At 69.0% G+C, this 25,197-nt stretch carries 25 protein-coding genes and 1 tRNA gene; 18 read left to right on the plus strand and 8 right to left on the minus strand.

All coding sequences use genetic code 11. From position 1 onward, the window contains the following. Positions 1 to 16: 16 nt before the first annotated feature. Positions 17 to 538 (minus strand): GNAT family N-acetyltransferase, encoded by a 522-nt coding sequence (locus AB7E03_RS18755; RefSeq protein ID WP_489942938.1) that lies wholly within the window; start codon positions 536 to 538, stop codon positions 17 to 19. A gap of 154 nt (positions 539 to 692) precedes the next feature. Between AB7E03_RS18755 and AB7E03_RS18760 the strand changes: the two genes are divergently transcribed. The 7 genes from AB7E03_RS18760 (at position 693) to der (ending at position 7,126) form a co-directional block, all read left to right on the plus strand. Continuing rightward, positions 693 to 1,553 (plus strand): ParA family protein, encoded by an 861-nt coding sequence (locus AB7E03_RS18760; protein WP_489942939.1) that lies wholly within the window; start codon positions 693 to 695, stop codon positions 1,551 to 1,553. Continuing rightward, the gene (locus AB7E03_RS18765; RefSeq protein WP_489942809.1) at positions 1,537 to 2,373 is read left to right on the plus strand and encodes a segregation and condensation protein A; all 837 of its coding nucleotides are present in this window, start codon (positions 1,537 to 1,539) and stop codon (positions 2,371 to 2,373) included. The genes AB7E03_RS18760 and AB7E03_RS18765 overlap by 17 nt, the downstream gene beginning before the upstream one ends. Continuing rightward, positions 2,363 to 3,043, plus strand: coding sequence for an SMC-Scp complex subunit ScpB (gene scpB / locus AB7E03_RS18770; RefSeq protein ID WP_489942810.1), 681 nt, complete (start codon positions 2,363 to 2,365; stop codon positions 3,041 to 3,043). Before AB7E03_RS18765 ends, scpB begins: the two co-directional genes overlap by 11 nt. Further along, positions 3,027 to 3,791 carry a pseudouridine synthase gene (locus AB7E03_RS18775; RefSeq protein WP_489942811.1) on the plus strand — a complete coding sequence of 255 codons (765 nt, stop codon included), beginning with the start codon at positions 3,027 to 3,029 and terminating at the stop codon, positions 3,789 to 3,791. Before scpB ends, AB7E03_RS18775 begins: the two co-directional genes overlap by 17 nt. 80 nt (positions 3,792 to 3,871) lie before the next feature. Beyond that, complete coding sequence (locus AB7E03_RS18780; RefSeq protein WP_489942812.1) at positions 3,872 to 4,960, plus strand: prephenate dehydrogenase; 1,089 nt, start codon at positions 3,872 to 3,874, stop codon at positions 4,958 to 4,960. Further along, entirely contained in the window at positions 4,957 to 5,628 is a 672-nt protein-coding gene (gene cmk, locus AB7E03_RS18785) for a (d)CMP kinase (protein WP_489942813.1), read from the plus strand. The genes AB7E03_RS18780 and cmk overlap by 4 nt, the downstream gene beginning before the upstream one ends. After that, positions 5,621 to 7,126, plus strand: coding sequence for a ribosome biogenesis GTPase Der (gene der / locus AB7E03_RS18790; protein WP_489942814.1), 1,506 nt, complete (start codon positions 5,621 to 5,623; stop codon positions 7,124 to 7,126). The genes cmk and der overlap by 8 nt, the downstream gene beginning before the upstream one ends. Positions 7,127 to 7,135: 9 nt before the next feature. Here der and AB7E03_RS18795 read toward each other — a convergent pair whose 3' ends face one another. After that, positions 7,136 to 9,097, minus strand: a complete 1,962-nt coding sequence (locus tag AB7E03_RS18795) for a hypothetical protein (RefSeq protein WP_489942815.1) — start codon at positions 9,095 to 9,097, stop codon at positions 7,136 to 7,138. A 251-nt stretch (positions 9,098 to 9,348) separates the two neighbouring features. On the opposite strand from AB7E03_RS18795, the gene AB7E03_RS18800 reads away from it, so the two are divergent. The 4 genes from AB7E03_RS18800 to AB7E03_RS18815 all read left to right on the plus strand — a co-directional run bounded on the left by AB7E03_RS18800 (position 9,349) and on the right by AB7E03_RS18815 (position 14,100). Then, positions 9,349 to 11,703 carry a glycosyltransferase family 2 protein gene (locus tag AB7E03_RS18800; RefSeq protein WP_489942816.1) on the plus strand — a complete coding sequence of 785 codons (2,355 nt, stop codon included), beginning with the start codon at positions 9,349 to 9,351 and terminating at the stop codon, positions 11,701 to 11,703. Further along, complete coding sequence (locus tag AB7E03_RS18805; RefSeq protein ID WP_489942817.1) at positions 11,703 to 13,307, plus strand: chitinase; 1,605 nt, start codon at positions 11,703 to 11,705, stop codon at positions 13,305 to 13,307. The genes AB7E03_RS18800 and AB7E03_RS18805 overlap by 1 nt, the downstream gene beginning before the upstream one ends. Before the next feature lie 314 nt (positions 13,308 to 13,621). After that, entirely contained in the window at positions 13,622 to 13,942 is a 321-nt protein-coding gene (locus tag AB7E03_RS18810; protein ID WP_489942818.1) for a hypothetical protein, read from the plus strand. 84 nt (positions 13,943 to 14,026) lie between these two features. After that, positions 14,027 to 14,100: transfer RNA gene (locus AB7E03_RS18815), tRNA-Pro, on the plus strand. A 295-nt stretch (positions 14,101 to 14,395) separates the two neighbouring features. On the opposite strand, the gene AB7E03_RS18820 is transcribed toward AB7E03_RS18815, so the two are convergent. Next, the gene (locus AB7E03_RS18820; RefSeq protein WP_489942819.1) at positions 14,396 to 14,716 is read right to left on the minus strand and encodes a hypothetical protein; all 321 of its coding nucleotides are present in this window, start codon (positions 14,714 to 14,716) and stop codon (positions 14,396 to 14,398) included. 9 nt (positions 14,717 to 14,725) lie between these two features. Continuing rightward, on the minus strand, positions 14,726 to 15,451 hold the full coding sequence (locus AB7E03_RS18825) for a hypothetical protein (protein WP_489942820.1): 726 nt from the start codon (positions 15,449 to 15,451) through the stop codon (positions 14,726 to 14,728). A gap of 694 nt (positions 15,452 to 16,145) precedes the next feature. Here AB7E03_RS18825 and AB7E03_RS18830 point away from each other — a divergent pair. The 3 genes from AB7E03_RS18830 (at position 16,146) to AB7E03_RS18840 (ending at position 17,901) form a co-directional block, all read left to right on the plus strand. After that, positions 16,146 to 16,493 carry a hypothetical protein gene (locus AB7E03_RS18830; protein ID WP_489942821.1) on the plus strand — a complete coding sequence of 116 codons (348 nt, stop codon included), beginning with the start codon at positions 16,146 to 16,148 and terminating at the stop codon, positions 16,491 to 16,493. A gap of 98 nt (positions 16,494 to 16,591) precedes the next feature. Beyond that, positions 16,592 to 17,113, plus strand: coding sequence for a P-loop nucleotide/nucleoside kinase family protein (locus AB7E03_RS18835; protein WP_489942822.1), 522 nt, complete (start codon positions 16,592 to 16,594; stop codon positions 17,111 to 17,113). Between the two features lie 137 nt (positions 17,114 to 17,250). After that, the gene (locus AB7E03_RS18840) at positions 17,251 to 17,901 is read left to right on the plus strand and encodes a putative glycolipid-binding domain-containing protein (protein ID WP_489942823.1); all 651 of its coding nucleotides are present in this window, start codon (positions 17,251 to 17,253) and stop codon (positions 17,899 to 17,901) included. Positions 17,902 to 17,913: 12 nt separating this feature from the next. On the opposite strand, the gene AB7E03_RS18845 is transcribed toward AB7E03_RS18840, so the two are convergent. Continuing rightward, positions 17,914 to 18,132, minus strand: a complete 219-nt coding sequence (locus AB7E03_RS18845; protein ID WP_489942824.1) for a hypothetical protein — start codon at positions 18,130 to 18,132, stop codon at positions 17,914 to 17,916. 46 nt (positions 18,133 to 18,178) lie between these two features. Continuing rightward, positions 18,179 to 19,315: a GmrSD restriction endonuclease domain-containing protein gene (locus AB7E03_RS18850; protein WP_489942825.1), complete on the minus strand. Its 1,137-nt coding sequence runs from the start codon at positions 19,313 to 19,315 to the stop codon at positions 18,179 to 18,181. 175 nt (positions 19,316 to 19,490) lie between these two features. Between AB7E03_RS18850 and AB7E03_RS18855 the strand changes: the two genes are divergently transcribed. The 3 genes from AB7E03_RS18855 to trxA are packed head-to-tail and all read left to right on the plus strand — an operon-like array spanning position 19,491 to position 22,212. Continuing rightward, complete coding sequence (locus AB7E03_RS18855) at positions 19,491 to 20,063, plus strand: PadR family transcriptional regulator (protein ID WP_489942826.1); 573 nt, start codon at positions 19,491 to 19,493, stop codon at positions 20,061 to 20,063. A 5-nt stretch (positions 20,064 to 20,068) separates the two neighbouring features. After that, entirely contained in the window at positions 20,069 to 21,790 is a 1,722-nt protein-coding gene (locus tag AB7E03_RS18860; RefSeq protein WP_489942827.1) for an ABC1 kinase family protein, read from the plus strand. 38 nt (positions 21,791 to 21,828) lie between these two features. Then, positions 21,829 to 22,212 carry a thioredoxin gene (gene trxA, locus AB7E03_RS18865; protein WP_441783985.1) on the plus strand — a complete coding sequence of 128 codons (384 nt, stop codon included), beginning with the start codon at positions 21,829 to 21,831 and terminating at the stop codon, positions 22,210 to 22,212. Positions 22,213 to 22,227: 15 nt separating this feature from the next. On the opposite strand, the gene AB7E03_RS18870 is transcribed toward trxA, so the two are convergent. Both AB7E03_RS18870 and AB7E03_RS18875 read right to left on the minus strand, forming a co-directional pair. Then, entirely contained in the window at positions 22,228 to 22,545 is a 318-nt protein-coding gene (locus AB7E03_RS18870) for a hypothetical protein (RefSeq protein ID WP_489942828.1), read from the minus strand. A gap of 33 nt (positions 22,546 to 22,578) precedes the next feature. Beyond that, positions 22,579 to 23,619 carry a LacI family DNA-binding transcriptional regulator gene (locus AB7E03_RS18875; protein ID WP_489942829.1) on the minus strand — a complete coding sequence of 347 codons (1,041 nt, stop codon included), beginning with the start codon at positions 23,617 to 23,619 and terminating at the stop codon, positions 22,579 to 22,581. Between the two features lie 196 nt (positions 23,620 to 23,815). Here AB7E03_RS18875 and AB7E03_RS18880 point away from each other — a divergent pair, with 196 nt between their 5' ends. Beyond that, positions 23,816 to 25,132 carry an ABC transporter substrate-binding protein gene (locus AB7E03_RS18880; RefSeq protein ID WP_489942830.1) on the plus strand — a complete coding sequence of 439 codons (1,317 nt, stop codon included), beginning with the start codon at positions 23,816 to 23,818 and terminating at the stop codon, positions 25,130 to 25,132. Positions 25,133 to 25,197: the final 65 nt, after the last annotated feature.

Consider the following 25,197-nt stretch of genomic DNA (forward strand, 5'->3'; position numbering starts at 1 on the left):
TGACAAACGGCAGCGGTCACGCGGGAGGGGCGGCGTGGCGGCGGCGCGGAGCCCGGCGGCGCAGCCAGACGTAGACGGAGCGACCGTCGCCGCTGGCGCGTCGTGTGGCGGCGAAGCCGAGCTTGCGCAGCACGCCGAACGACGGCGCGTTCCAGGTCGCGACGGTCGCCCAGATCACGGGGAAGCCGGCGTCGAACGCCGCATCCATCACGACCGACGCGGCCTCGGTGGCGTACCCGCTACCGACCTGGGCCCGGAGGAGCTCGTACGCCAGCTCCGGCTGGGCCGCGCTCGCCCGGCCGACGATGAGGCCGCAGTAGCCGACCGGCTCCCCGGTCTCCGCCAGCTCGATCGTGTAGAGCCCGAAGCCCACCTCATCGAACCGGCGGCGCTGCGCATCCAGTCGCTCTCGCTCCTCGTCGACCGACCCGGGCTGACGGCCGAGGGGATGCTCGGCGAGCAGCGCGAGGTTCCATTCGGCGTCGCGTCCGTCGCGCGGGCGCAGACGCAGGCGGGGGGTCTCAAGGGCGGACGGCATCGGCTGCACGCGGCCAGCGTACCGAACCGCCGTGCCCGCACCCCGCATGCGGGGCACGGCGCGGATAGACTGTCCCCTTGAAAGACCGCCCACGAGAGGGACGAGGAACACCCAGGTGACGCGCAACGACGAGGTCGAGACCCAGCTCCCGGGCATGGATGCCGCATCCGTCGCCCCGAAGCCCGGTCCCACCGGCCGCCCGGCACGCACCTTTCCCGCTCCTCAGCCGCTGAAGCAGCATGGTCCGGCCAAGATCATCGCCCTCTGCAACCAGAAGGGCGGCGTCGGCAAGACGACCACCAGCATCAACCTCGGTGCCACGCTGGCCGAGTACGGCCGCCGCGTGCTGGCCGTCGACTTCGACCCGCAGGGCGCGCTGTCCGCGGGCCTCGGCGCGCAGACGCACGACGCGACGACGATCTACGACCTGCTGCTCAACCGCAACGCGGATGTGCAGGGCGCGATCCAGTCCACCTCGACGCCCGGGCTCGACATCATCCCCGCGAACATCGACCTGTCGGCCGCCGAAGTGCACCTGGTGAACGAGGTCGCGCGCGAGCAGATCCTCGCGGGCGTTCTCCGCAAGGTCGCCGCCGATTACGATGTCATCCTCATCGACTGCCAGCCGTCGCTCGGCATCCTGACCGTGAACGCGCTGACCGCCAGCCACGGCGTCCTGATCCCGCTCGAGTGCGAGTACTTCGCCCTCCGCGGCGTCGCGCTGCTGATCGAGACGATCGACAAGGTGCGCGAGCGGTTGAATCCGGCGATCGAGTTGGATGGCATCCTCGCCACCATGTACGACTCGCGCACGCTGCACTCCCGCGAGGTGCTGGAGCGCGTCGTCGACGCCTTCGGCGACCGGGTGCTCGAGACCGTCATCTCGCGGACCGTGAAGTTCCCGGATGCGTCCGTCGCGGCCACCCCGATCACGCAGTTCGCGCCGGAGCACCAGGCGGCGGAGGCGTACCGTCAGCTGGCGCGGGAACTGGTGTTCCGTGGCGCCGTCGCCTGACACGGCGAAGCCGGAGGGTGTCGCCGGTGCCGAGGAGTCCGTCGGCTTCCGCGTCTCGCTGGGCGACTTCGAGGGCCCGTTCGACCTGCTCCTGTCGCTGATCACCAAGCACGAGCTCGACATCACGGAGATCTCCCTGAGTCGGGTGACAGACGAGTTCATCGCGTACCTGCGTCAGCTCGACACCGACGAGAGCCTTGACGAGGCGAGCGAGTTCCTGCTGGTCGCGGCGACGCTGCTCGACCTCAAGGTCGCAGGGCTGCTGCCGCAGGGCGAGCTCGTGGATGCGGAGGACGTCGCGCTGCTCGAGGCCCGCGACCTCCTGTTCGCGCGGCTGCTGCAGTACCGAGCGTTCAAGGAGGCGTCCGGCTGGTTCGCGGAGCGGCTCGAGGCCGAGGGCGCCCGGCACGCGCGCCTGGTGCGGCTGGAGGACAAGTTCCGGCAGCGCACCCCGGAGCTCGTCTGGACGCTGAGCCTCGACGACTTCGCGGCTCTCGCGACGCTGGCGATGACGCCGCGCGAGATCCCCGTGGTCGGGCTCGACCACCTGCACGCGCCGCTCGTCAGTATCCGGGAGCAGGCGGCGATCGTGGTCGGGATGCTGCGGCACGGCGAGCCGATGAGCTTCCGCCAGCTGGTGGTCGGCGCCGAGCAGAAGGGCGTCGTCGTGGCGCGGTTCCTTGCGGTGCTGGAGTTGTACCGGCGCGCGGCGCTCGCTTTCGAGCAGCTGGAGCCGCTGGGGGAGTTGACGCTCCGCTGGACGGCCGAGCACTGGTCAGAAGAGAACCTGTCGAATCTGGGAGCCGACTATGACGGTTGAGAACACGGCCGAGGCCACGGATGCGTTGGAGGTGTCGGGCGCCTTGGAGGTGACCGACAGTTCGGAGGTGACCGACACCTCGGAGGTGCCGGCGCCGGTGGACGACGCGCAGATCGAGCGCGCGCTGGAGGCGATCCTCATGGTGGCCGACGAGCCGATGAGCGTCGTCACGCTCGCGACGGCGGTCGGGGCGCCGGTGAAGCGCGTCCGCGCGGCGATCGCCACACTGGTCGCCGACTTCGACGGCGTGGGTGATGGCGAGGGCGGCGGCGTGCGCCGCGGCTTCGAGCTGCGCGAGGTGGGCGGCGGCTGGCGGATCTACGTCCGCGAGGAGTTCGACCACGTCGTCGCGGACTACGTGCTGCAGCAGAATCCCACCAAGCTGTCGCAGGCGGCCCTGGAGACCCTCGCCGTGATCGCGTACAAGCAGCCGATCAGCCGCGGAGCCATCGCCTCCATCCGCGCCGTGAATGTGGACTCTGTGGTGCGGACGCTGCTCGGTCGCGGCCTCATCACCGAGCTGTTCACCGACAGCGAGACGGGCGCCATCAACTACGGCACCACCGACCTGCTGCTCAGCCAGCTCGGCATCAACTCGGTCGACGAGCTGCCGAAGATCTCGCCGCTCCTGGCGGACGGCGCCGATGGATTCGATGGCGATGTCCGCTGACGCCGAACGGCAGGGCGAGCGCCTGCAGAAGGTGATGGCGGCCGCCGGTGTGGCCTCCCGCCGGGTGTCCGAGGACCTCATCGCCGCCGGGCGCGTCTCGGTCAACGGCACGGTTGTGACCGAACCGGGCACGCGGGTGGACCCGCTGACCGACCAGGTCGCCGTCGATGGCACGGCCGTTCAACTGGACACCTCCCGGCGGTACGTGATGCTCAACAAGCCGGTGGGCGTGGTGAGTTCGATGCGCGACGAGCAGGGCCGTCCCGACCTGTCCCGCTTCACGGCCGACTACCCCGAGCGTCTGTTCAATGTCGGCCGGCTGGATGCGGAGACCTCGGGCCTGCTCATCCTCACCAACGACGGCGAGCTCGCCCACGTGCTCGCGCATCCATCGTTCGGAGTGACGAAGACGTACATCGCGCGCGTGCGTGGCGTGGTCACGCCGCAGACGATCGGTCGGCTGACCAAGGGGGTCGAGCTGGATGACGGCCCCATCGCCGCGGACAAGGCGAAGCTGCTGCAGTCCCGCGGGGACGACTCCCTGGTCGAGGTGACCCTGCACTCCGGTCGCAATCGGATCGTGCGACGGATGCTCGCCGAGGTGGGGCATCCGGTGATCGAGCTGGTGCGCCGGCAGTTCGGTCCACTGCATCTCGGGACGCTGAGATCGGGGCAGCTGCGCGACCTGACCAAGGCGGAGCTCGGCCAGCTGCTCACCATCTCCCGGGAGAGCCGGACGAAGGAGTGACGGTTCTCCACAGCTCGGCCGTTCTGCACAGGCGGACGGCGGCGGAGAGACGGCCGCGCGCCGCTGGCTAAGGTGGACGGGTGACTGAAATTTCCGCCCGCCTCCTTGGCCCTGTCCGCGTCGTCGGCACAGGGCTGCTCGGCGCGTCCGTCGGACTCGGGCTGCGTGCCCGCGGTGTCGACGTGCTGCTCGCCGACGCCTCGCCCGCACACCTGCGGCTGGCGGCGGACTATGGCGCGGGGCGGCTCGACGACGGGGGAGTGGAACCGGCGCTGATCGTCGTGGCGGTCCCGCCGGATCTCACCGGCCGGGTCGTGGCCGAAGAGCTGGCGGCGCATCCCGAGGCCGTGGTGACCGATGTGGCGAGCGTGAAGGTCGCGCCTCTCTCCGAACTGCAGGAGGCCGGGATCGACCTGAGCCGCTACGTCGGCGGGCATCCACTCGCCGGGCGTGAGCGGGGCGGCCCCTCGTCCGCCCGGGCCGACCTGTTCATCGGGCGGCCGTGGGTCGTCGCCGCTCGCCCCGAGAACCCGCGCGAGGCCGTCAGCCTCGTAGAAGCCCTGATCCTCGACCTCGGCGCGACGCCCGTCGAGATGGATGCGACCCGGCACGACGCCGCCGTCGCGCTCGTCTCGCACGCTCCGCAGATCGTGTCCTCCCTCATGGCGAAGCGTCTGACCGACTCGCCGGAGGCCGCCCTCGCCCTGGCGGGACAGGGTGTTCGGGATGTGACGCGGATCGCCGCGAGCGAGCCCGAGCTGTGGGTGCAGATCCTCGGCGCAAACGCTCCCGCGATCGTCGAGATCCTGCGTGCCTACCGCGAGGACCTCGACCGGGTGCTGGTGGCGCTCGGCGATGTGGATGCGTCCGGTGCCCGTCGCACGATCGCGGAGGAGATCGCCGGAGGCAACGCGGGCGTCTCCCGGCTGCCGGGCAAGCACGGCCAGGACCGGAAATATTCGAGGTTCGTGGTGATGGTCGAAGACCGGCCCGGCGAGCTCGCCCGCCTGCTGCACGAGCTCGGCGAGCTCGGCGTCAACATGGAGGATCTCCGCCTCGAGCACTCACCGGGCGCGCCGTTCGGCCTGGCCGACATCGCCGTGCTCCCGGAGGTGCTCCACCGCACCGTGGACGACCTGACCGAACGTGGATGGAGGATCACCGGATGAGCGAGACCATCGTCGTCGCCGTCGACGGACCGGCCGGGAGCGGCAAGTCGAGTGTCAGCAAGGCGACCGCCCGCCGCCTCGGCTGGGCGTACCTCGACACGGGGGCCGCGTACCGCGCGCTCAGCTGGTACGCGCTCGAGCGCGGCGTCGACTTGACGGACTCCGCCGCCGTGATCGATGCGCTGCCCGACTTCGACTACCGCATCGGCACCGACCCCGAGACCTACCACGTCTTCGTCGGCGACCACGATGTGACCGAGGTCATCCGCACTCCGGAGGTGACGGCCGCGGTGAGCGCGATCGCGCGCGTCGCGGAGGTGCGGGTGTTCCTGACGGAGCTGTTCCGCCACATCATCCGCACCGTCGACCGCGACGGGATCGTGGTCGAGGGCCGCGACATCACGACGGTCGTGTGCCCGGATGCGCCCGTGCGCATCCTTCTCACAGCCGACGAAGCCGTTAGAATGGCGAGGCGTTCCGCTGAGCTGGCCGACCATTCCGCCGCCCATGTGGGTGAGGCCCTGCGGAGACGCGACGCGGCAGATGCCCGCGTCGTCGACTTCATGAACGCCGCAGACGGTGTGACCACCGTCGACTCCACCGATCTCGACTTCGACCAGACCGTCGACGCGGTCATCCAGGTCGTACAGAAAGCAGCCCATGTCTGACATCGAAAACGAGCCCACGGGCGACGACGACCTCGTCACCCGGCTGTCGGAGCTCGACGAAGATCTCGCCGTCCAGCGTGCGAACGCGCTCCGGAGCGGACTCGAGGAGTACGAACTCGACGAGAGCGACCTCGACATCCTCGACGTCGCCGGCGAAGACGTCGACGGCATCACGTACCTCCCTGCCCTTCCGGTGCTGGCGATCGTCGGCCGCCCGAACGTCGGAAAGTCGGCGCTCGTGAACCGCATCCTCGGCCGCCGCGAGGCTGTCGTGGAGGACACTCCGGGTGTCACGCGCGACCGCGTCTCGTACCAGGCGGAGTGGAACGGCCGCCGCTTCACTCTGGTGGACACCGGCGGGTGGGAGCCCGACGCCCGTGGCATCGACGCCTCCGTCGCGGCTCAGGCCGAGGTCGCGATCGACCTCGCCGACGCCGTGCTCTTCGTCGTGGATGCGACCGTCGGCGCAACCTCCACCGACGAGCGTGTCGTCCGCCTGCTCCGGAAGACCGACAAGCCGGTCTTCCTCGCCGCGAACAAAGTGGATGACGCCCGTCAGGAGCCGTATGCGACCGAGCTCTGGTCGCTGGGTCTCGGCGAGCCGCATCCTGTGTCCGCCCTGCACGGCCGCGGCGTGGCCGACCTGTTGGACACGCTCCTGAAGGTCCTGCCGGAGGAGTCCGCCTTCGCCAAGCGCGAGGTCGGCGGGCCGCGCCGCGTCGCCATCATCGGGCGCCCGAACGTCGGCAAGTCGTCGCTCCTCAACAAGACGGCAGGGGAGGAGCGCGTGGTCGTCAACGACCTCGCCGGCACCACCCGCGACCCGGTCGACGAGCAGGTCGAACTCGGCGGCAAGGTGTGGCGCTTCGTCGACACCGCAGGCATCCGCCGTCGCGTGCACCTGCAGCAGGGCGCCGACTTCTACGCCTCGCTCCGCACCTCCACGGCTCTCGAGAAGGCCGAGGTCGCGGTCGTCGTGCTCGATGTGAGCGAGCCGATCAGCGAGCAGGACGTCCGGATCATCGACCTCGTGCTCGAATCGGGCCGCGCCCTGGTCCTCGCCTTCAACAAGTGGGACCTGCTGGATGACGAGCGCCGCCGCTACCTCGAGCGCGAGATCGAACAGGACCTGGCGCACGTCTCCTGGGCTCCGCGGGTCAACATCTCCGCGCGCACCGGGCGTCACCTCGAGAAGCTGGTGCCCGCGCTGGAGCTCGCGCTCGAGTCGTGGGACACCCGCATCCCGACAGGCAAATTCAACGCCTTCCTCGCCGAGCTCACGGCGGCCCACCCGCACCCGGTCCGGGGAGGGAAGCAGCCGCGCATCCTGTTCGGCACGCAGGCGTCGAGCCGTCCGCCGACATTCGTGGTCTTCACCACGGGCTTCCTCGACCCCGGCTACCGGCGGTACATCATCCGCCGCTTGCGCGAGGTCTACGGCTTCGACGGAACGCCCATCGTCCTGAACATGCGCGTGCGCGAGAAGCGCAAGCGCTAGCCGCACCTGTCAGCGCTGGCGGGCGACGTCGAGTACGGGGGCGAAGGCGTCAGGCGCGTGGATCACCACGACCGGGGCCGTGCCCTGCGGGAACAACCGCGCGACCTTCGCCGGGTCGGCGCGGTCATCGATCGTGATGTCGATCGACTCGCGCCAGCGGCCGTCCGACAGCCGCTGCACCGTCGCCTCCCACGTGATTCCGGGCGTCGCTCGCGCCTTCAGCCGCAAGTGGATGCCGACCGCCTTCCGGCGCGTCAGCAGCGAGAGCAGTCCCCGGTACACCGCGGTGCGCCCGGCCACGATCAGCCACGGGTCGAGCGTTCGCACCAGCAGGTCCGCGTTCCACACGATCGTCGTCGCGAACCCGCTCCGCGACTGGTAGACGTCCACGGCGATCACGCCGGGGAGCCGGCGAACCGTCTGCCGCAGCGTCCCGCGCGTGATCCCCTCCTCGACCGTGCTGTGCAGGTACAGCGGCACCGAGGGGCGCGGCGGCAGCCCGCCCGCCCGCATCATGGCCCGGTCGTGGATGCGCTGCTCCGCCCCGAAGAACGGCGCCAGCTCGTCGAGCAGCGCGGCGACGCGCGGATCCGGCGGGTCGGCCTCGACGGCCGCGGCGGTGTCCGCGTAAGCCGTCGACTGGTGCAGCGCGCCGATGCGGAAGCCGTGCGACAGCGGCGGCCGGGCCTTCACCGTCAGAAACCGGTCCCGCCCCGACGCCCGCAGCGGGTTCTCCCGCCCCTCCACCCGCGGTACTGGGTCGAGCACGTGCTCCAGCGCGAGCACGCTCACCGTCTCGGGCACCGCGATCCGTCCGAGCGGCGTCCCTGCGACGACCAGGTGCGTCACGTCCATCCCGGACGCCACGGCGGCCGTCGCCACCTGTGCCGCGACCATCCCGCCCAGGCTGAACCCCGTCACCAGCACGGGTTCGCCGGCACTGATCCCCGCCTCCCGCATCGCGTCGAGCGCACCCGCCGTGAACGACGGCAGACGGCCCGCGCCGATGAGGAGGTCTGCCGTGATGTCGTTCGGCGCCGCACCCGCGCGCGGGTGCCACGACTTCGTGCTGGCGAACTGCACCATCCACCGTCGCCCGCCGGCCGACGACAGCCCGCCGGCCCACGGCAGCCCGCCGGCCGACGACAGCTCGACGATCCGCACCAGCCCGACGTCGGCGCGATCGTCGAGGTCCGGATCGCACAGGTCGTCGATCTCGCGCTGGCTGAGCAGCACGTCCCGCAGCGACCGGATCGTGCGTCGCCGCATCGCCCCCGCGGCGATCCCCGGCTGTCCGAGCGGGTCGGGGGAGGGACCGAGCGGGAGCCCGAGGAGGCCGGCGGGAACATCCACCAGCCCGGGCGTCGGCACGTAGTCGTCGCCCGCATCCGGGTCGTTCCACCAGTCGAGCACGTCGCGGATCAGCGGGAAGGCGTGCGCCAGGAAGTCGTCGTACGCCACCCGTGCGGTGTCGCCTCCATCGCGCAGCAGCCCCCGCCGCCTGCCCAGATTCACGACTTTGAGCAGGATGCTCGGAAGCGTGAACACGGCGACGTACGGCCGAGCCCGCCACCGGGGGATGAACAGCCCCACGACCGAGACGAGCAGGGCCAGCGGCCCGAGCAGCCACCCGGCGACCCGGGCGGCGCCGCCGACCGTTCGCGGCACGAGGGACAGGTACAGCCCGCTGAGGGCGATCCGCCGCGCACGTCGCGTGGTCGGCGGCGGCGACCCGAACGGGTACGGGATGCGCTGCCTGCGCTGCACGGCGAACCACACCCAGGCGGCGGCGATCCCGATCAGCCACGCCAGCAGGGCCAGCGCACCGCCGACGACGCCGACGCCCAGCAGTACGATCCCGAGCGCCAGAGCGACGGGGATGCCGACCACCAGCCCGAGGATGAGCGCCATCCGGCCTCCGGCACTCCGGCCCCGCCAGAGCTGCGGTGGCAGCGACGGCGGCGGCGACATGCGGTCAGCCTAACCCGCACCCTCCGACACTCCCGGGCGTGCATGCATATGCATGGAGACGTTGGCGCGCAAGCGCGACACGCACTCCCGCAGTGTGAAAGATCGGTGACCCGTCACCCCAAAGCGGGGGCGACCACAAAAGGGGTATTTGTACCCCGGTCTGTCCTCACTAGTGTGGACAACCGGGAGCCACCCGACCGTGCCCACCCGAGGGCCGGGCTCCTGACCACTTCAAGGACGCATACCCGATCATGAGTTCTCACACCGCATACACCCCTGCCCGGAAGCGCCAGCTCGGCTCCGAGAAGCGCACCGAACCCCTTCCGACGGTCCACCCGAGGCCGTCCGATCGCAAGATCACCTGGAGCCGCGTCGCCATCGTGCTGACCGTGCTGTTCTGGGCGATCTACGTCGTCACCACGATCATCCGCCAGTTCATCGACAGCGGCAGCCAGAACTTCCGCTTCACCATGGAGGCGCTCGGCTACACCGTCGTCGTGACCTTCCTCACGTTCTCCGCGCTGATGTACCTGGTCGCCCGACAGGGAGCGCTGCAGCGCTTCCAGAAGCACGTCCGGGTGCCGCGCGCCGAACTCGACAGGCACTTCGCCGAGAACCAGCCCTCGATCACCGTGCTGGTGCCCTCCTACGCGGAAGAGCCGGAGGTGGTCCGGATGACGCTTCTCTCCGCGGCGCTGCAGGAGTTCCCGTCGAAGCGGGTCGTGCTGCTCCTCGACGACAACCCGAACCCGACCGACCCGGCCGTGCGCGACCGCCTGGAGGCGACCCGGGATCTCGCCCACGAGATCAGCGCGACTCTCGCCGAGCCGCGCTTCCGCTTCAGCGACGCGCTCATGCGCTACGAACTGGGCGACGCCGGCGTCTACGCGACCGACGCAGCCGCCCTCGAGCTCGCCGACCACTACCGCTGGGCCGCCGAGTGGCTGTACGCCCAAGCCGACGCCCACACCGTCGAGGACCACGTCGACGTCTTCTTCGCCGACCAGGTGCTCCGCGGCCTGGCCGACGACCTCGCCCTCACCGGGGAGGCCGTGTCCGCGGCCGTCGCCGAGGGCGCCTCCCTCACCTCCAAGCGGGTCGCCCAGCTGTACCGCCGCCTCGCCTGGACGTTCGACGCCGAGCTCGCCGTCTTCGAGCGCAAGAAGTGGGCCTCCCTCTCGCACGAGGCGAACAAGGCGATGAACCTGAACGCCTACATCGGCCTGATGGGCGGCACCTACCGGGTCGAGGAGACGCCGGAGGGCCCCATCCTGAACCAGGTTCCGGCCGGCCAGCGCCGATCGGGCGATGTAGAGATCCCGGACAGCGACTTCCTGCTGACCCTGGATGCCGACTCGATCCTGCTGCGCGAGTACTGCCTCCGACTCACCTACTTCCTGCAGCAGCCCGACAACGCGCGGGTCGCCGTGACGCAGACCCCGTACTCGTCGTTCCGCGGCGCGGGCACCCGCATCGAGCGTCTCGCCGGAGCTACGACCGACATCCAGCACATCCTGCACCAGGGCAAGAGCTACTACGGCGCCACTTTCTGGGTCGGCGCGAACGCGGTCATCCGCAAGCGCGCGCTCGAGGACATCGTCGAGACCGAGTTCGTCGGCGGCTTCGAGGTGCGCCGCTACATCCAGGACCGCACCGTCATCGAGGACACCGAGTCGAGCATCGACCTCGGCACCCACGGCTGGACGCTCGCCAACTACCCCGAGCGGCTCAGCTACTCGGCCACCCCGCCCGACTTCGGTTCGCTGATCGTCCAGCGCCGCCGCTGGGCGAACGGCGGACTGCTCATCCTGCCCAAGCTCTGGCGCCAGGTGAAGGAGCGCAAGCGCCGCGGCGAGTCCGTGTCGCGCATCGAACTGCTGCTGCGGGTCAACTACATGGCCTCGATCAGCTGGGCGAGCTTCGGCCTGATCTTCCTGCTGGCGTACCCGTACGACGGCCGGCTGCTCAGCCCGATGGTGCTGCTCGCCGCGCTGCCGTACTTCATCAGCCAGGCGGCCGACCTGCGGTACAGCGGGTACAAGGCCACCGACATCTTCCGGATCTACGGCTTCAACCTCATCCTGCTGCCCGTGAATCTCGCCGGAGTCCTGAAGTCGATCCAGCAGTCGCTGACCGGCAAGAAGATCCCGTTCGCCCGCACGCCGAAGGTCAAGAACCGTACCGCGTCGCCGCTGCTGTACGTGATCGCGCCGCTCGCCATCGTGGCCTTCTCGTTGTTCACCCTGTGGCGTGACGTCAATGCGCAGAACTGGGGCAACGCCGCGTTCGCCGCCTTCAACGCTACACTCGCCATCTGGGCGATCGTCGCCTACATCGGCATCTGGAACACCATCGTGGACATCTGGATCGGGATGACGAAGCCGCTCTACGTGGACAAGTCACGTAAGCAGACGACCGACATCGTCGAGCCGGCGACCGCATCCATCGACTGGCGGTCGGTGCTCTACCACGGGCACGCGGGCGGCGAGGTGCCGCACCGGGCCCCGGTCGGGGCGGTCGTGGAGGAGCGTGCGGTCCCGGCCGACGTCGACGCCGTCGACGCCCCCGCCGCGGAGTCCGCCTCGAACGAGAAGCAGGCCGCCTGATGGCCCGCGCAGCGAAGAAGTCGCAGGATTCCGTCGAGCGCGCCCAGGCGCCCGAATCCACCGGCGGTCGCCGGCTCTCCGCCTGGCGCGTGATCGGTGCCGGCCTCGTCGCTGTGATCGTCGTGTCCGCGGCGGCCGTGGGCCTGCAGTGGTGGAGCGCCCGCGCGGCCGTCGATGCGAAACCGTGGTTCGCCTCCTATGTGGATGTGACCGCTACGCCGCGGTTCGCCTTCGAGAACCTCGGCGGCACCTCCACGAAGGATGCCGTGCTCTCGTTCGTCGTGTCGTCGAAGTCGGACCCGTGCGCACCCAGTTGGGGCGCCGCGTACTCGCTGGACCAGGCTCGCGGATCGCTGGACCTCGACCGCCGCATCGCGCGCCTGCAGCAGCAGGGCGGAACCGTCGCGGTCTCGTTCGGCGGCCAGGCCAACGACGAACTCTCGGTCGGCTGCGTCGACGCATCGGACCTGAAGGATGCGTACGCCGCGGTGGTCGACCGCTACAAGATCGGCACCATCGACCTCGACCTGGAGGGCGCCGGTCTCGCGGACCGCGGTGCCTCTGTACGCCGCGCCGCTGCCATCGCCGCCCTGCAGCAGGAGCGCCGGGCGGCGGGCAAGAGCCTCGCGGTCTGGCTGACGCTCCCGGTCTCGCCCGCGGGTCTGACCTCGGACGGCACGGACGCGATCGCCGCCATGCTGGACGCCAAAGTGGACATCGCCGGCATCAACGTCATGACGATGGACTTCGGAGACGCGAAGGACGCGAAGGTGTCGATGGCGAGGGCCGCCGAGTCCGCTGTCTCTTCCACGCAGCGCCAGCTCGGCATCCTGTACGACCGCGCGAAGCTGCACCAGAGCGACCCCAGCCTGTGGGCCAAGCTCGGCGCGACCCCGATGATCGGCCAGAACGACGTGGAGGGTGAGGTCTTCACGCTCGCGGATGCCGCATCCTTCAACCGCTGGGCCGTGTCGAACGGCCTCGGCCGGATGTCGATGTGGTCCGCCAACCGCGACAAGACCTGCGGCTCGAACTACGTGGACCTCTCCGTCGTGTCCGACGCCTGCAGCGGCGTCGCCCAGGGCAAGAAGACGTTCGCCGGAGTGCTCGCGAAGGGCTTCGCCGGCCACATCGCGCTGGGGGAGGGGGCGGTCACCACCGCAGAGCCGACCTCGACCGCGGCCGCCGACGACCCCGCGCACTCGCCGTACGCGATCTGGGCCCCCAAGGGTTCGTACCTGAAGGGCACCAAGGTCGTCTGGCACCACAACGTGTACCAGGCGAAGTGGTGGACCAAGGGCGACGTTCCCGACGACCCGGTGCTGAACGCGTGGGAGACGCCGTGGGAGCTGGTGGGCCCGGTGCTGCCGGGCGAGACGCCCATCCCACAGCCGACCCTGCCCGCAGGCACCTTCCCGGCATGGAGCGGGACCACCGCCTACGACAAGGGCCAGCGCGTGCTCTTCGACGGTGTACCGTTCGAGGCCAAATGGTGGACGCAGGGCGACAGCCCCGAGGCCGCCAGCGCCGACCCCGACTCGTCGCCCTGGACCCCGCTCGCGCAGGACGAGATCGACCAGATCACCGGCGGCTCCGGCCGCTGACCCCAGCTCGGCGGCGGGATGTTGACTCCCCCCATCGCATCCCGTCGCCGACTCGACCTGGGCTCCCGCTGCGGGGCGGGGACCCGGGCGCCCGCATGCACCCTTTTCGGTGCGGCGGCGCAGTGCCGGCAGGGATCGGGCGCACCTTCGGGTGGTGTGCGACGATCCCGCCGGCACGCTAGAACTGCATGATTCGCGGGGGACATGAATCGAATGACGAGGATGACGCTCGCGGCGGGGGCCGCTGCAGCCTCGCTGATCGCACTATCCGGCTGCGCCGGGGGAGCAGGGGCGGCAGTTCGCCGGCTCCGACGGTGACGGTCACATCCGCCGTGACGGCGACACCCACTCCGGTGGTCGCGTCGCCGGACGACCCGTTGGACGCACTTTCGGTCTGGACCGCGTGCGCGGTGTTCGCCCAGGAGGTCTACGGCAAAGACCAGCCGAACGCGACGATGGACCCGTACAACCCCGATCACCCGCCGACGAAGAACGCCGACGGCACGTGGCAGGCGGTCATCGCTTACCCCATCGACCCGCCGGTCGAGGGTGCCAAGAGCAACCTCAACATCCGCGAAATCGGAGGAACGAAGGGCGCACCGAAACTGATCCGATGGGCAGGCAAGGACGTGTGACCGCGCGTGCGCGAGGTGGCCCGCCGACACGGTAGGATGGACGGGTTGCCTCGCGCGGTGCCTCCGGCCGGCGCGTGACGACAGCGGGCTGTGGCGCAGCTTGGTAGCGCACTTGACTGGGGGTCAAGGGGTCGCAGGTTCAAATCCTGTCAGCCCGACGTAGTGAAAAAGCCGGTGGGCACGAGGATCGCGTAGCGATCACGTGCCCACCGGCTTTTTCACTACTCGCTGCTGTCGTTTGGGGGAGCGTGCGGGGCGCAGCCCGACGCGCAAAAGCCTCAATCACCGATGGATTTGGTTGATCGGAGCTTTCTCTGTTCCTGGGGTTTGACCTGTCCTCTGTGCGCGTGAAACGACTGGAAGCACAGCGCCCCTGAACTTGACTGTTCAAGGGGGCGCTGCACTGGCCGTGAAGTTGTTGCTACTGGGCCGCGGTAGCGCCCAAAAATAGCCTCACGGTTGCTCAACGGGTGTGGGGCTGCCGCTGTCGTCGACCACGAACCGGAGCTGTTCTTGGTTACCGAACGAGTTGATCGCCTCATCCAGGTGGACCATGAATAGGCCGAAGCTTCGCTCAGCGTCGGTCGCCCCTCCCATCCATTCAAGGCCGGTCCGAGACGCCAGCTGCGACGCGCCAGCGGCTGTGACCTGAAGTGAGACAATCCGACCGTTGCGCGCTTTCACGTAAACAGTGTTGCTAGCTCGATCGATTTTCTGGATGGGGTCTCCCCAGCGGTTCAAGTAATCGAACAGCTCATCAAGACTGCTTTTCATTCATCCCACCTAGCTGAAGTATTCGGTGATAATCCGGTAGTCGCCGCGGCTGACGGAGACATGGTTCGTGTAGGTCTTGTGAAGACGACCGTTGTTCCAAATCTGAATGGGCGTGTGGTAGACGTACGTGCTATTGCCGGCTTGGTACGCGGCCGAGGATGGAACCCCGAGCGTCTGCCCCAAGCACCACTTGGCATAGCTGTCCCACGACTTTCCCATCATCGACGCGACACGCCCGTAGTCTCCAGCATGGCCTGACGCAATATGCCGCCATCCCCACCCCGTCGGACCTGAAACTCCGCACCGAAGATCAGCGATTCCGCGGGGTGCTCCTCCCTTCGCTGTCCGGTTGAAGCGCTGAAGGCTGCGATTTTTGTCCTGGCCGACACATCCCACCGCCTCCATCTTGAGGCGGTTGCCGACGCTTGACCCTTTGCCCCCAACCAGATCGGAGACGCCGAGCGTCTGGATCGGCGCGAGGCCTTCCGGCACGTCGGTCAGGTTGGCCTGAGCATCGGGGATGTCAACGCCCGCGTCGGCGTACTGCTCGACATACTCGTCCATGGTGGCCACCGGTTCCAAGTCCGCGTTGTAAACCTCGCCACCGGCCACCAGGGTCATGCCCTCCAGGGCATCGTCAACCACGCTCATGTCCCCGGGTGCGTCATCCACCACCGCGAAACCGGTGAGGCTAGCGCCAACGAGGCAGCATCCAACGAGGGTGGTTGCGGACATTAAGACACGAGACTTCTTCACAGATGTCTCCCTTTCATTCATCACCGAACGAAGTGGACGCACGCCCGTCACCCGTCGCGCCGGAACGGTCCATGTCCACCACCGAGCGAGCAGAATTGCCCTCCACTGAGGGGGACGCAGCAAGCAACCGAACATGACGCACCACTAAGCGGATTGCAGTCAAGTGAGCGGCCGCGGGCGACCCTCTGAGCGAAGCGCGGAGCGGCGTTCGCGGAGCGCGCGGGGCGCAGCCCGACGTAGGGAAACAGCCGGTGGGTTCTTCCCCAAACGGTCACGACCACGTGCGCCGCCAATCGAACTCGCCCCCTTTGGGGTTCTGGCACCTCCCAAAGCTTCGCCCTAAGTTTCCAAGTGAGCGATCGCCGCTTGTCGGAATGGAGCGAACGATGCCGTGGGGCAAGTCAGAGCAGGAGAAGTCCGCTGAGCAGACCGCTCGCGATTCGGCACACCAGGCCAAGTCAGATCAGAAAGCTGAGGCCGCATTCTGGGCAAGCCCTGTCGGCAAGGCCACTGCTGCGTTCCAGAATGGTGACGGCTTCTTCCAACTCGAAAGTGAAGGTAGCCGACGCGGTACCTACTGGATTCATCAGTCAGGACAGTTGACAGCTCGGTCCAGCAGGGCGGCCCGCTCAAGCACCGCCGCTCAATGGACCTTATGGAGGGGATGTCGTCGATGGTGAACCTACCCGACGTCGCGCCGATCATCGGCTGCGTGTGGATCAGCGTCGTCGCCACCGTGCTGCTGATCTTCCGCCGGCGGGTGGTCACCTTCCTGCTGCGGCTCGCAGCGCCTCAGGAATCCGTCGACGGGCAGCGCCGGGACATCAGTATCGGCGTCGCGCTCGTCGCTGTCTTCGCCTACGTGCTCGCCGCCACCCTCACCGCAATGTCATTGCTCCCATCTGGTGAGAAAGCCTGGCCGCTCGCGGTGGGCCTTCCCGTGGCAGCCCTCGTCAGCCTCCTGTACTGGCTCCGGTTCGCGAACGCCGGGATCTCCCTGACGTTGTGGCAGCGTCAATGACAGCGGCAGCAGATCCCTCTGGTCCTCTCGATTCCTGATACGCGCTGTCTCAGTGAGGACGGCGCAGTAGCTTGGTTGCGCCGACGGATGACGGGAGCATGGACATCGTGGATGGGACGGGCAGAGCCCCGACAGGGGACCCGCGCGAGCGGCCTATCGTCATCCTCCTGTGCGGGCTTCCAGGCTCCGGTAAGACGACCTTCGCTCGCCAACGCGAACGAGAGACGGGCGCCATCCGCTTCAGCACGGACGAGTGGATGGCCGACCTCGGTCTCGACTTCTTCGATGCGCTGCGCGACAACGTACAGGCCCGGCTCGACCGACTCTGGGTTCAGCTGGTCGGGCGCGGAGTGAGCGTCATCCTCGAAGACGGGACCTGGCAGCGGGAAGAGCGCGATGAGATCCGCCGCATCGCCACGCAGCTCGGCGCCAGCACCGAGCTGCACTACTTCGATGTCCCTTTCGACGAACTCTGGCGCCGCCTGGAAGCGCGCAACGCTCGTCCGCCCTACGGTGCTGTGCCGATAACGCGCGAGATCCTCGAGGATTCCCGACTGCGGCTCCAACGTCCCGATCGGGATGAATTCTCACTCTTCGACCGGTTTGTCGTGCATCGCTGAGGTGGGCGGCGGTCGACCCGCGATGGCGCTCGTCGTGGGCCCACGCCCCGCCCCTCTTCACGAATGACCCCGAGGCCGGCTAGCGGCTCCTTGAGCGCAGCCCGCGAAGGGTTCATCCTGTAAGCGAAGGAGTCGGGATGCGCGGAGCGGTGAGGCACGTCGAGTGGGTCGGGGACGACGACCCGGAGCGGCTGGAGGCCGCCACGATCACGCTCGCAGAGGACCGGCTGGATGCTCTCGGGACCTCGCGGACGACCGACTACGTCACGAGCTGGTCGCTCGAGACCGGGCCGGGATGGGTGACGTCGCGGCTCGATGTCGCCGTCTTCGGGCGCGGGTTCACCCGCCGGCTGACGCTCGCTCGGGATGCGCACGGGCGGTGGACGAGCGAAGCGACGCAGCAGGGCATTCATCTGTATCAGGGGGAAGAGCTGGACGAGCCCGACATCAGCGACGACGACCTCCGGGCCGGGGCTCTCGACGGGGCGGACGACTGCGACCTCGCCCTCTGCCCGGTCACGAACACCATGCCGATACTGCGGCTGGGCGCGCATCGGGACCAGGTCGCCGATACGCCGTTCGTGATGGCGTGGGTGGCGCTCCCGTCGCTTGCGGTCATCCGCAGCGAGCAGCTGTACAGTTCGGAGCCCTACGAGCCACGGACCGGCCACGCCACCGTGCGCTACGCCAGCGCCACGCGCGACTTCACGGCCGACCTCACCGTCGACCCCGACGGTGTCGTCATCGATTATCCGCAGCTCGCCCGGCGCGTCCGCACGCGTGACTGAGACGCGAGCGCCTCAGGACTCGCGTTTGCGGAGGTACACGTAGGTCGCCCACTCCAGCACGCCCAGCAGCGCCGCCACCAGGGCGAGGAGCAGGTTCCAGAAGCTGCCTCCGCTGAGCCCGATCACCACGAACAGCACGCAGAGCACCGTGTAGCCGATCGCGACGATGAGCGCCCCGCGGGAGTTTCGGGCGGCGAGCCACCACGGGCGCTTGGGCTGGGGATCGGTCATGACGCTCACTCTACGGGGCACGCCGGGCGGGGTGAGGAGCCGGATGTCACTCGCAGGCGACGCCGTCTCCGTCGCGGTCGAGCTTGCGCGAGTATCCCGGCTGGCCGGCGAGGATGGGAGCGGCACCCGCAGCTCGCGCGGCGTCGCAGTTCGCGTAGTACACGCCGGGAGCGGGAGCGGGAGCGGGAGCGGGAGCGGGCGCAGGTGCCGGAGCGGGCGCAGGCGCAGGCGCGGGTGCCGGGGCAGGTGCCGGAGCAGGTGCCGGCGCGGGAGCAGGAGCAGGTACCGGCGCGGCCGCCGGGGTGAACGCCGACGACTCCGCCGGCTGCGAGGAACATCCCGAAAGCACCCGCGCCATCGCGCCGTGCTCGGCGCTCGTCACCCACAGGCCGTAGGTCGCCTTGACGGAGATCTGGCGCGCCACATACTCGCAACGGAAGGCCTTGTTCGCGGGCAGCCACGTCGCCGCGTCGCCGGCGGACTTCTGTTCGTTGGATCGCGCATCCACCGCGATCAGGTTCAGCGGGTCGTTGGCGAGGCTCACCCGCTGCGCCTGCGTGAGCTTCTGGGCGCCGGTGATCCAGGCGTTCTGGAGCGGGACGACGTGGTCGATCTGCACCAGTGCCGAGGTCTTCTCGCCCCGGACGAAGGCGATCGTCTGCCCCGTGTATTTGCTGACGAGGGTTCCGGACAGGACCTTGCAGGTGCCCTGGCGGACAGCGCCGGTGAGGTCGCGGGCCAGGATGTCGTTGCGCGTGTCGCAGCCGTTGCGGTCCACATCCAGCCATGCGGTGCCGAAGTCGGTGGTGCGCTGGTAGCCGGTCGTCGGGGCCTTGCCCTTGACGGGGAGGGTGGCGAGCACCTCGAGGGCTGTCTGAGAGGTGACGCTTTTGTCGGCCAGCACGACGGCGGGGCCGCTCTCGGCGGGAACGGCGGTCGCGGGATCGAGCGGCTCGTCCGCGCGGGGCGTCGCCGTCGCTGTCGGGCTGGGCGTGGACGACGGCGTTGCACTCTGGACGCTCGCCGCCTCCACCGGGTCGACGGGATGTGCGGCTGCGGCCAGGCTGCTGCCGACGATGATGACGATCAGGAGCACGAGTCCGGCACCGACCCACGTGATCACCGGGATCCGGCGCCGCTTCCGGGGGTCAGCGGCAGGGGGAAGCGGAGCAGAATCAGTCACGGGGGTCTTTCTCGTTTCGGGCGTTTGAACCCTAACGTGAAACAGGTCATCCGGTACGGAAAGCCCCCCGAACGGGGCTGGCCGCGGCGTTCGCTGAGCGAAAGCTGAGTCTCCTTCCGATCCTCGTCTCAGCGATATATCGTTAGGTATCGCTCAACGAGCTAGGAGGCCCATCATGTCCAACTCTTTCCCCACCGGCGGGTTCGGTTCCCGCATGGATCCGGACGCCATGTGGCAGGCGTTCGAGCAGTTGCGGTCGACGTTCGAGAAGAAGGTCGGCGGGCGGATGGGACGCGGCGATGTCCGCGCCGCCGTGCTGTCGCTGCTCAGCGAGAAGCCGATGCATGGCTACCAGATCATCCGCGAGATCGAGGAGCGCAGCGGCGGCAGCTGGAAGCCGAGCGCCGGGTCCGTGTACCCGACGCTGCAGTTGCTCGCCGACGAAGGACTCATCACCGCGGAGGAGTCGAACGGCCGCAAGACGTACGCACTGACCGAGGCGGGACGCGCCGTCGCGGCGAGTGAGGCATCCACGCCCTGGCAGACCGGCAGCGCAGGCACCGGCACCGGCACCGGCACCGGCACCGGCGACCGCCGCGCGGCCGGCAACCTCCCCAAGGCCGGCGTCGAACTGGCGCAGGCCGCGGCGCAGGTGCACCGCACGGGCACGCCCGAGCAGGTTCAGGAGGCAGTCGGCGTACTCGAAGAGGCACGGCGGAAGCTCTACTCGATCCTCGCCGAGGGCTGAGCCGGGTGACATCCGAGCAGGCGCCCGCCGCGGTTCCGGCCAGCCCCGCGGCGACGCCGGCGACCCGCGCCCGCTACCGCCGCATCCTGCGGTTCGCCGGGTGGAACCTCGCCGTCACGTGGTGGTACGAGCTGTTCCTGCCCCGCATCGGGCTGGCCCGCGTCGCCGAGCGCACGCGGTCCCGCCGCATGCGGCGCTTCGCGCAGCGGTTCCACGTGCTGGCGGTCGACCTCGGCGGACTGATGATCAAGGTTGGACAGTTCATGTCATCGCGCCTGGATGTGCTGCCGCCGGAGATCACCAGCGAGCTGGAGGGTCTACAGGACGAGGTCCCTGCCGTGCCGTTCCCGGCGATCAGCGCTCTCGCCGAAGCCGAGCTGGGCGTTCCGCTCGAGCAGGCGTTCGCGTCCATCGACCCGGTTCCGGTCGCCGCGGCCTCCCTCGGGCAGGCCCATCGCGGTTGGCTCGTGCCCGAGCTCGCCGCGGAGACGGGGCTGGATGCGGTGGTGCTCAAGGTGCAGCGCCCCGGGATCGACGCGATCGTGGATGTGGACCTCGCCGCCCTGCGCCGGGTCGGCCGGTGGCTCAGCCACGTCCGGCTGGTCTCCGACCGCGTGGACGCCCCGGCGCTCGTCGAGGAGTTCGCGCGCACCAGCCTGGAGGAGATCGACTACCTGCACGAGGCAGCCAACTCGGAACGGTTCGCGGAGGAGTTCGCCGGCGACGCCCGCGTGGCCGTACCCGAGGTGGTCTGGGAGCGGACGACCCGCCGCGTGCTCACGCTGCAGGATGTGACGGCCATCAAGATCACGGACGCGGAGGCTCTGCGCGCCGCCGGCATCGACCCGGCCGAGGTCGCGCCGGTGTTCGCCGAGGTGATGTTCGACCAGCTGTTCACGAACGGCTTCTTCCACGCCGACCCGCATCCGGGCAACATCTTCGTCACCCCGCGGCCCGACGCACCGGCGGGGGAGCGGCCGTGGCTCCTCACCTTCGTCGACTTCGGCATGATGGGCGAGGTGCCGCCGGGAACGCGCAGCGGGCTCCGCAAGCTGCTGATCGCCGCGGCCTCCCGCGACGGCAAGGGGCTCGTGGATGCGATCCGCGACATCGGTGTTCTGCTGCCGACCGCCGACACGGCGGAGCTCGAGCGCGCGATGACGCACCTGTTCGGCCGGTTCGGCGGGATGGGGTTCGCCGAGCTGCGCGAGGTGGACCCGCGCGAGTTCCGCGAGTTCGCGGTCGAGTTCGGCGACGTAGTGCGGTCGCTGCCGTTCCAGCTGCCCGAGAACTTCCTGCTCATCATCCGCGCCATGTCGCTCACCTCGGGGGTGTGCAGCGCGCTCGATCCCGGCTTCAACCTCTGGGATTCGGTCGAGCCGTACGCGGCGCAACTGCTGCGGGACGAGCGTGGCAACCTGGCACAGGACCTCGCCAAGCAGGCGCTCGAGATCGCCGGTATCGCCCTGCGCCTCCCCAAGCGACTGGATGGCCTGGTCACCCGAGTCGAGGACGGCACGATCGCGGTCACCTCGCCGCGCCTGGAGCAGCGGGTCGGGCGGCTCGAGCGGACGGCGCGGCGCCTCTCCGCCGCGGTGGTGTTCGGCGGGGTGCTGATCGCCGGCGCGATCATCCATGCGAGCGATGCGGTGCTCGGAACGGTCTTCCTGATCGCGTCCGTGGTTCCGCTGGCGTTCACCGTGTTCACAGGTCGGCGGGGCAGCTGAGGCGGAATACCGCCTGGTGAGGTTGCGTTTCACCTCACATGGCAACCACCGAGATCACCTCGACCAACCACGACCAGACCGTCTCCGACGGCATCGTGCTGCTCGACTTCTGGGCCGACTGGTGCGGCCCGTGTCACATGTTCGCGCCCATCTTCGAGAAGGCGTCGGAGCAGCACAGCGACATCACGTTCGGCAAGATCGACACCGAGGCGCAGCAGTCGCTCGCCGCGTCCTACGGCATCCAGTCGATCCCGACCCTCGTCGCCTACCGCGACGGCATCCCGCTGTTCTCGCAGGCCGGCGCCCTCCCTGGTGAGGCCGTCGAGAACCTCATCGAGCAGATCCGCGGCCTCGACATGACCGAGGTGCGCAAGCAGTACGACGAACTCAAGGCGGCGGCGGAAGCGCAGCAGCAGAGCTGAGCGAGCCCGCACGCATCAGGAGGCGCGGTTCCCGTAGTCGACGGGGGCCGCGCCTTCTGCTTGACGGGTCTCAGAGAACAGCCGCGCGACGTACGCCATCACGATGGAGGCGCCGATCAGGGCGACGCCCAGCGGCGGCACGACCTGCGCGGTGAGGCCCACCACGATGCTCACAGCAGACAACAGACCCTCGTCGACACCGGCGGAGGCGTTCTGCTGCACACTGAGCGCGTAGCCGAGCTGCGGCATCAACGCCGCCAGCAGGAGCCCGCCGAGTGTGAGGCCGATGCCCCACCACAGCACCACTTTCGGTCGCAGCTTGGATGCGGTCACGAGCGTCCCCCTTCGTCGCGGTTGGCCCCGATCCTAGTGGGCCACGCGGGTGACGGCATCACGATCGGCCGCCGAGCTGCTCGCCCGCACCACCAGCTGCGGCTGGTACAGCACGTGGCGAGGCTCCAGCGCGGGGTTCTGGGATTCCTCGATCAGGATCTCGACCCCGGTGCGTCCGATCAGCTGACTGGGCTGCCGGACGGAGGTCAACGGAACGACCGACGCGCTCGCGAACATGATGTCGTCGTACCCGACGAGGGCGATGTCCTCGGGGATGGCGAGCCGCCCGTTGATGAAGAGTCCCTGCAGCAGCCCGACGGCGACGAGGTCGTTCGCGGCGAAGACGGCGTCCGGACGGCGGGCCGGCGGCCGCCGGACGAGCGCCTCTCCCGCGCGCCGCCCCTCCTGCACGGTGAGCGCCTCGACCGGCACGACCTCGAGGGTGACGCCGGGATGCTTGGCCACCTCGCCGCGTGCGCCGGCGAGGCGGTCGCTCACCTGGCGGATCTGCAGCGGCCCACCGACGAAGGCGAGCCGGGAGCGACCGGACTGGATGAGATGGGCGGCCGCGAGGGCGCCGCCCGCCACGTCGTCGACGGAGACGGAACTGAACGAATCGTCGCTGCTGACCCGGTCGACCAGCACCGCCGCGATGCCCCGCTCGCGCAGCTGCCGCAGCCTCGCCGCCGGGTCGCCGACGGGCGACAGCAGTACGCCGCGGACCCGCAGCTCCTCGAACAGGCCGAGGTAGCCAGCTTCGCGATCTCTGCGATCGTTGCTGTTGCCGACGATGACGCTGTAGCCGGCCTCCGCCGCCGCATCCTCTGCCGCCGTCGTCAGGTCGGTGAAGAAGGGATTGCCGCCGCTCAGAGTGATCAGGCCCAGCGCCTGACTGTGCCCCAGGCGGAGCTGGCGCGCGGCCTCGTTACGGACGTAGGAGAGCTTGTGCATGGCCGACATGACGCGTTCCACGGTTTCGGGCGCGACGATCTCCGGCCGGTTCAGGACGTTCGAAACGGTGCCGACCGAGACCTGCGCCAGAGCGGCGACGTCTTTAACGCTTGCGGAAGCCATGCGACTCCTCCCTGGTCGCCATGCTAGCGGAGGGTCGTTGAATCGAACCAACAACGCCGCGCCAACGGGCGATTTTGAATCGTTATTATTGCGCCTTGACGAGAGGATGCGCATCCCTCTATGGTCAGTGAAGCGTTTCAAACTCACCCGAAAATCCCCGGGACTGCGACGCTCTCAAAATACAAGGAGGTATTTGATGTTCTCTCGTAGGACGGCGACACGAGTCGCCGCCACTCTCGGCGGCGTCGCGCTCATCGGTGCTGCCCTGGCCGGCTGCAGCTCATCCGGCGGATCCGGCGGTGCGACCACCATCTCGCTGCTGGCCGCGGGCAACGACCCCGCGAGCACCACGTTCGCCAAAGACCTGGTAAAGGCCTTCCATAAGGCCAACCCCTCGATCACCGTCAAGGTCGAGACCCGCCCCGGCGGAACCGACGGCGACAACCTGGTCAAGACGCGGCTCTCCACCGGGGACATGAACGACGTCTTCCTCTACAACTCGGGTTCGCTGTTCCAGGCGCTGCGCCCGGACACCCAGCTACAGCCGCTGAGCGACGAGGCGTGGGCGAAGGATCTGACCAGCGACTACAAGAAGACCGTCAGCACGGAGAAGGCCCTCTACGGAGCGCCGACGGGCACCACGTTCAACGGCGGCATCATGTACAACAAGAAGGTCTACGAGAAGCTCGGCTTGAGCGTCCCGAAGACCTGGGACGACTTCATCTCGAACAGCGAGAAGATCAAGGCCGCCGGAATCGCTCCCGTGATCCAGTCGTACGGCGACACCTGGACGAGTCAGTTGTTCGTGCTCGCCGACTTCGCCAACGTGAATGCGAAGGACTCGAACTGGGCCACGGACTACACGGCGAACAAGGCCGACGCGAAGTACTCGAAGGAGCCGGCCCTCGCCGGCTTCGAGCACACGCGCGAGATCTTCGACAAGGGTCTGATGAACAAGGACTTCGCGTCCCTGACCAACGTCAACGCCCTGAAGATGCTGGCCACCGGCGAGGGCGCGCAGTACCCGATGATCACCGCGGTGATCAGCAACGTGCTGCAGTCCAACCCCGACCAGATCAACGACATCGGGTACTTCGCGATCCCGTCCGACTCGGGCGAGCCGAACGCGACCGTCTGGGAGCCGACCTCGGCCTACATCCCGAAGTCGACGACGGGCGACAAGCTGACCGCGGCGAAGAAGCTGATCGCGTTCATCAACTCCTCCGAGGGCTGCGACATCCAGAACAGTGCGGGCACCCCTGCCGGGCCGTTCGCCATCAGTACGTGCAAGCTGCCCACCGACGCCCCGGCGCTGGTGAAGGACGAGCTGGCGTACCAGGAGGCGAAGAAGACCGGCCTGGCGCTCGAGTTCCTCTCGCCGATCAAGGGTCCGAACCTGGAGAAGATCCTGATCCAGGTCGGCTCCGGCATCTCCTCGGCCAAGGAGGGCGCGGCCCTCTACGACCAGGATGTGAAGGCGCAGGCCCAGCAGCTGGGCATCAAGGGCTGGTGACGCCCCGACCGGGTCGGCGCGATCGCGTCGGCCCGGTCGCCCCCGGCCCTGAGCCCGGCCACCAC

The organism is Leifsonia sp. RCC_180, assembly GCF_058138205.1.

Coding starts and splice junctions, on each gene's coding strand:
- der (WP_489942814.1), top strand. CDS start 5,621: ATGTCTGACATCGAAAACGAGCCCACGGGCGACGACGACCTCGTCACC.
- AB7E03_RS18840 (WP_489942823.1), top strand. CDS start 17,251: ATGCGCGGAGCGGTGAGGCACGTCGAGTGGGTCGGGGACGACGACCCG.
- AB7E03_RS18880 (WP_489942830.1), top strand. CDS start 23,816: ATGTTCTCTCGTAGGACGGCGACACGAGTCGCCGCCACTCTCGGCGGC.
- cmk (WP_489942813.1), top strand. CDS start 4,957: ATGAGCGAGACCATCGTCGTCGCCGTCGACGGACCGGCCGGGAGCGGC.
- AB7E03_RS18820 (WP_489942819.1), bottom strand. CDS start 14,716: ATGAAAAGCAGTCTTGATGAGCTGTTCGATTACTTGAACCGCTGGGGA.
- scpB (WP_489942810.1), top strand. CDS start 2,363: ATGACGGTTGAGAACACGGCCGAGGCCACGGATGCGTTGGAGGTGTCG.
- AB7E03_RS18795 (WP_489942815.1), bottom strand. CDS start 9,097: ATGTCGCCGCCGCCGTCGCTGCCACCGCAGCTCTGGCGGGGCCGGAGT.
- AB7E03_RS18845 (WP_489942824.1), bottom strand. CDS start 18,132: ATGACCGATCCCCAGCCCAAGCGCCCGTGGTGGCTCGCCGCCCGAAAC.
- AB7E03_RS18825 (WP_489942820.1), bottom strand. CDS start 15,451: ATGTCCGCAACCACCCTCGTTGGATGCTGCCTCGTTGGCGCTAGCCTC.
- AB7E03_RS18805 (WP_489942817.1), top strand. CDS start 11,703: ATGGCCCGCGCAGCGAAGAAGTCGCAGGATTCCGTCGAGCGCGCCCAG.
- AB7E03_RS18755 (WP_489942938.1), bottom strand. CDS start 538: ATGCCGTCCGCCCTTGAGACCCCCCGCCTGCGTCTGCGCCCGCGCGAC.
- AB7E03_RS18775 (WP_489942811.1), top strand. CDS start 3,027: ATGGCGATGTCCGCTGACGCCGAACGGCAGGGCGAGCGCCTGCAGAAG.
- trxA (WP_441783985.1), top strand. CDS start 21,829: ATGGCAACCACCGAGATCACCTCGACCAACCACGACCAGACCGTCTCC.
- AB7E03_RS18760 (WP_489942939.1), top strand. CDS start 693: ATGGATGCCGCATCCGTCGCCCCGAAGCCCGGTCCCACCGGCCGCCCG.
- AB7E03_RS18875 (WP_489942829.1), bottom strand. CDS start 23,619: ATGGCTTCCGCAAGCGTTAAAGACGTCGCCGCTCTGGCGCAGGTCTCG.
- AB7E03_RS18835 (WP_489942822.1), top strand. CDS start 16,592: ATGGACATCGTGGATGGGACGGGCAGAGCCCCGACAGGGGACCCGCGC.
- AB7E03_RS18855 (WP_489942826.1), top strand. CDS start 19,491: ATGTCCAACTCTTTCCCCACCGGCGGGTTCGGTTCCCGCATGGATCCG.
- AB7E03_RS18800 (WP_489942816.1), top strand. CDS start 9,349: ATGAGTTCTCACACCGCATACACCCCTGCCCGGAAGCGCCAGCTCGGC.
- AB7E03_RS18830 (WP_489942821.1), top strand. CDS start 16,146: ATGGTGAACCTACCCGACGTCGCGCCGATCATCGGCTGCGTGTGGATC.